The 4,817-nt window shown below is 55.1% G+C and carries 5 protein-coding genes; 2 read left to right on the forward strand and 3 right to left on the reverse strand.

The window, feature by feature from the left end; translation table 11 throughout:
- Positions 1-136: 136 nt before the first annotated feature.
- Positions 137-550, forward strand: a complete 414-nt coding sequence (locus QMX97_RS31550; protein WP_282398212.1) for a haloacid dehalogenase type II — start codon at positions 137-139, stop codon at positions 548-550.
- Positions 551-637: 87 nt separating this feature from the next.
- On the opposite strand, the gene QMX97_RS31555 is transcribed toward QMX97_RS31550, so the two are convergent.
- Together QMX97_RS31555 and QMX97_RS31560 are read right to left on the reverse strand one after the other, a co-directional pair.
- Entirely contained in the window at positions 638-1,090 is a 453-nt protein-coding gene (locus QMX97_RS31555) for a MarR family transcriptional regulator (protein WP_282365103.1), read from the reverse strand.
- 51 nt (positions 1,091-1,141) lie between these two features.
- Positions 1,142-2,023: an NmrA family NAD(P)-binding protein gene (locus QMX97_RS31560; protein ID WP_282365102.1), complete on the reverse strand. Its 882-nt coding sequence runs from the start codon at positions 2,021-2,023 to the stop codon at positions 1,142-1,144.
- A gap of 542 nt (positions 2,024-2,565) precedes the next feature.
- Between QMX97_RS31560 and QMX97_RS31565 the strand changes: the two genes are divergently transcribed.
- Positions 2,566-3,369 (forward strand): HD domain-containing protein, encoded by an 804-nt coding sequence (locus tag QMX97_RS31565; RefSeq protein ID WP_282365101.1) that lies wholly within the window; start codon positions 2,566-2,568, stop codon positions 3,367-3,369.
- 385 nt (positions 3,370-3,754) lie between these two features.
- Here the strand turns inward: QMX97_RS31565 and QMX97_RS31570 are convergent, their stop codons facing one another.
- Positions 3,755-4,624: an HD-GYP domain-containing protein gene (locus QMX97_RS31570; protein ID WP_223198360.1), complete on the reverse strand. Its 870-nt coding sequence runs from the start codon at positions 4,622-4,624 to the stop codon at positions 3,755-3,757.
- Between the last annotated feature and the right edge of the window lie 193 nt (positions 4,625-4,817).

The following is a 4,817-nucleotide window of genomic DNA, read 5'->3' on the forward strand; positions in this document are numbered from 1 at the left end:
TTCTGGAGAAACCAAATCCTTGATCAGCTCCCATGACGCATCAGAAAGTTCGTAACGCCTTGCCATACGGGCCTCCAACCGGTCATGGCGGCAATTTTAGCCACAACGACTTTTCGTACAAAACCTAACAAGCTACCTGACGCTCGACGCCTACGCTGAAGTCCCTGCAGCATTGCACAGCCTTCGCGAAGCAGGCGTACGAACAGCGATCCTTTCGAATGGATCTCCCCGGATGCTGGAAAGCGCGGTTCAGTCTGCGGGTTTGGATATTCTACTCGATGAGTGCCTTTCCATTGAGCAGGTACAAATCTACAAGCCGGATCCGGCAGCCTATGAGATTGCGGTAGCAGCACTGAATGTATCGTCCACCAAAGAGATCGCTTTTTTCTCTTCCAACGCGTGGGATGCCGTAGGGGCTCATGCGTTCGGTTTCCAAGCGTTTTGGCTTAATCGATCCAGGCAGCCCGAGGAGTATGGGTTGTACGAGAAGGCAACGACGCTCGAATCATTGAGCGGCGTAGCTTCACTTGTGACTGCGCAGATCCGCTAACTGGCACGAAGACAGGACCCGGAGGAATTTATCGCTGATCGTTGTGCCCGGGTTCGCCCTGGAAGGCGGCGCAATAACTCAGTCGTTCTATACAACGCGCTCGATATCACCGACCACCACAGCAGCCAACCCCTGCCGCAATGAGCTTACTTGCTCCGTGCCGTTCAATAGCTCAAATTGCCGTTGAGCCTCTTCCCATAGAGGCGCCGTTCTTTCGAACAAGTCTCGCCCCGCCTCGGTTAATTCAACCAGGCGACTCCTGGCATCGGATGGCGAAGGACTGATCGAGATCAATCCATCGCGCTCCAGCAGGCCGGTCATTTTTCCCATCGCCGTGCGTTCGATGTCGAGCCGCTCAGCAAGGGTATTGATTGCAGCACTTCCCAACTCATTAAGCGCTGCCAATGCAAGGTACTGAGTAATTCGAAGCCCCGAAGGCTCGAGTTGCGCATCATAGAAACGGGTGATCTGCCGGCTCGCCTTCCTAATGGCGGAACAGTTGCAATGGTCGATCCCTAAGGGTTGTTTCACCGGCAGCATCTCTACTTCCTCTTCACTACTGTTTGATTTTTTGTGCCTTGAATATTCAAGTCACACATACACGTCGCGGTACTTTTCCACGAAGGCCTGCACCGTCAGAGCGGGCGTTCCAGTAACCTTCTCTACTATATCGTTCACACCTGCGAAGACGCCTTCACGGTAGTTCTGAGCAACCTCGACCAAGTGTTGTACGAGAGCTGGTGGAAACTTGTACTCATGCTCCATCTTATGCTCGAACGCCTCGATTGATGTCGGTGCGTACTGGATTTCCGCGCCAAGAACTTCGCTCATGGCGGCGGCGATTTCGGTATGGTTCATTTCGACCGGGCCATGAAGGCTGTAGATTTTTCCTTCGTGCCCCGTTGGGTTGGCCAGAATATGGGCAATCACCCTGCCTTGGTCATCAGTAGCAATAGGCGCGTGACGACCATTTTCAAAAGGGAACTCGATTTTTTTCGTGGCCCAGATTTCTTTGGCAAAGTGAGGATACGCCAGCCAGTCTGCGAAAAAAGTGGGACGAAGGTGCGTTGTCGGTACGCCTGACCAGTCGAAAACGCGCTCCGAGATCCAGTGATCTTGCGCCAGATGACTTTTGGAATCGCGGCGCGCGGAGATCTGCGACATGTTCACAATTGCCGTTACCCCAGCCTCCTTCGCTGCCTGGGCAAAATAGGCTGCACCTTCGACGATTCCCGGTGCCAGTGGATAAAGGAAATAGGCCGAGCGAATTCCTTCCATCGCCGCACGAATAGCATCGATATCGGTGAAATCGCCAATAGCAATTTCAACACCGCGCTGGCGCAGAGCCGCAGCCCTGTCGTCGTCCGAACGCACGTAGGCGCGGACGCTTTTGCCCAATTTGAGCAGCTCATCGATTGCCGCTGCGCCAGTCCGCCCGGTTGCACCACTTACAAGAATATCCGCTGCGCTCATGTTCGTAATCCTCTCAATTGGTTAGAGCATATGCCCCTTAATTCACGATAGGAGCATATGCCCCTATGTGGAATTAAATATAGGAGCGTACGCTCCTATTGTCAATCGATGCTCATGACCGTTCAGCGGATCGACCCGCTTAGGCATCCACACGGTACTTTCGCTGACCGTACGCGGAGCCTTGCATTACAAGGTGTAGACGCATATTGAGTGGCCGCTCGAATAAGTCTGCGAGCAGCAGGCGACAGCGCACGAAGTCATAGAAGTCAGTTAGGCAGTGCAAGCGACGAGTGTCGATATCGACTCCGATTATGTCGATATCGACAATGGTTGCGACAACCCTCCCCCCGTATTCTCAGTCTCATGCGGGTAGCGCCAAAGCCCGCAGGTAGCTGTCGCAAAATCGGGGCGCAGACCCAGCTAGGTTCTCGGACCATTTTGCTTCGGCAGGACAGTAAAAAATCAATGCTACTTTCAGCATTTTGCTGAACTGCAATAAGTAGTAGTTGCAACACCGTGACGAAAACGTCCAGGAGTCAAGAATGAAGATTGTGTCTAGCTCAACAAGCGCACTCGATGTCTCAGTCGGATCCGTGGAATGGGGAGAATCCACCAAAGGCATTCTCCGTGAGAGCGAACAAGTCCAGCTCATCGAAAATTTGAAGTACATCTTTAGCCAAGAGAAGCTCGATGCAGAACGCCACCGACTTGGCCTTCTGAATCCAAAGTACATTTCCATCGATGACCTTTCACCGCCTGACACCAAAATGGTCAGAGAGTCCCTCGCCTATGTTCAGGACTTGTATAAGCCGACTTTGATGCGACACTGCTGGCGCACCTACTACTTCGGATCAATGATCGCGTTGCACGATGGCATCGAATTTGACCGTGAACTCGGTTTCGCCTCGGCCATGCTTCACGACCTCGGCTTAACACCCACAGCTGACCCGCGGCCGTGTGACTGTTGCTTCGCCGTCAACGGTGGCGTGCACGCACGAGACTTCCTGTTAGGCCAGGGCTTCGCGCGCGAGCATGCCGATACGGTGGCGCACGCCATTGCCGTGCACCTTAATTATCACGTTCCGGCTGAGGAACATGGCGCAGAGGCATTCTTGGTTACGCGCGGCGCTATCTGTGATGTCTTCGGCACCGGTGTGTCACGAATGTCTCAACAATCAGTAAAAGATGTGCTTGCCAAGTACTCCCGCGACGAACTCTATAGCGTCTTCAGCGCGACAGCATTTGAACACTTGGTCGGCACGCGATTCGAAGTTTCGTTCAAGGCCGTGACAAGTGGGCTGGTGGAAACAATTCCGCACGCACTTGATTTACCGCCTTTCGTTTAATCTGCTTACAGAATGTCCAGGCTGTGACTTACTTAGTTAGTAGTTCCCAGTCTGGCTTCTGCCCTTCCAAAATATCTTATAAGCCAACTGATGTTGGTGGTGACCTGGATCAGTGTTCCAAATACAAACGCGTTGGAGGCTTACAAAGAAAAGCTCTGTGGATACTTGTCGAGCATGCGATGAAACGGAACCGAACGAGATCGTCAGCAGTCGGCTAAGGGGATGTAAGCCGGAACCCCAGAAATTTCCGTCACCCTAGTTGGGTGGGCTCAACACTCGTGTCACCAGCTACCTTCTGGAGAATCGAGCTCGGCCATCCCTCCCTGGACGGGCATCGCTCGACGATGTTCAACGGCTCCCTCACGGGGCCGTCGTTTTGTGGGGGCTATTCCATCCACAAGTCGTCGAGGTTCTTGAAGTTCCAGAGCGTCGGGTCTTCGGGGCCAGTGATACTGTCCTTGCAACTCGTGGCCGCCAGGTCGATGGTCTGCATCGGGATCGGCTCTCTCGAGCGTAGCGAGAAGAACACGCGAACCTTGGGAGTCAGCAGTGATTCCATTCCCGGCTCAACGACAACGGCCAGACGCTGAGAGGACAGGCGAACCAAGGAGCCGACGGGGTAGATGCCCACGGCCTTGACGAAGGCGTGGAAGATGCGTTTGTCGAAATGGCCCTCCCACTTGGCCATCTGCCGCATCGCCGCGGACGGGTCCCACGGCTTTTTGTAGGCTCGCTCCGACGTCACGGCATCATAGACGTCGCAGATTGCGCCCATGCGGGCCAGGAGTGAAATGGCGTCACCGGCCAAGCGATCCGGGTAGCCGGTTCCGTCGATCTTCTCGTGATGGTGCAGGGCAATGTCCACCACCCCGGGCTCGGCCCCGCCTGCGCGCAGCATCTTTGCGCCCTCCACAGGGTGGCGCTTCATGATGGCGAACTCGGCATCGGTGAGCTTGCCTGGTTTGTTAAGCACTTCCAGCGGCATCGCGGCCTTGCCTAGGTCGTGCATCAGTCCGCCGATGCCAGCCAGGCGCGTTTGCTCCTCGTCTAGATCGAGATGCCGGGCCAGCGATAGCATCAGGGCGCAGACGGCAACCGAGTGCAGGTAGGTGTAATCGTCGTGCGTTTTGATGCGTGCGACGCTGATGAGGGCATGAGGTTGGCGCAGCACCGAGGCAGCGATTTCTCCGACCAGCGGCAACGTCGTGCTTGGGTCGACGGCCTTGCCAAGCCGGGCTTCCTGGAACATGTCCATGACTTGGGACTTGGCCGCAAGACAGAGTTTCCGTGCATAACACATTTCGCTCTCCATTGAGGTTGCGCCGTCACTTTTCTTGCTTAGTGGACTAGACGGCAGAGATTGCTCCTCCGACAATTCTCTGGGCTCTGGGCTCTGGGCTCTGGGCTCTGGGCTCTGGGCTCTGGGCTCTGGGCTCTGGGCTCTGGGC

This window comes from Pseudomonas sp. PS01298, assembly GCF_029959745.1.
In the GTDB taxonomy this organism is placed as follows: domain Bacteria; phylum Pseudomonadota; class Gammaproteobacteria; order Pseudomonadales; family Pseudomonadaceae; genus Aquipseudomonas; species Aquipseudomonas aylmerensis.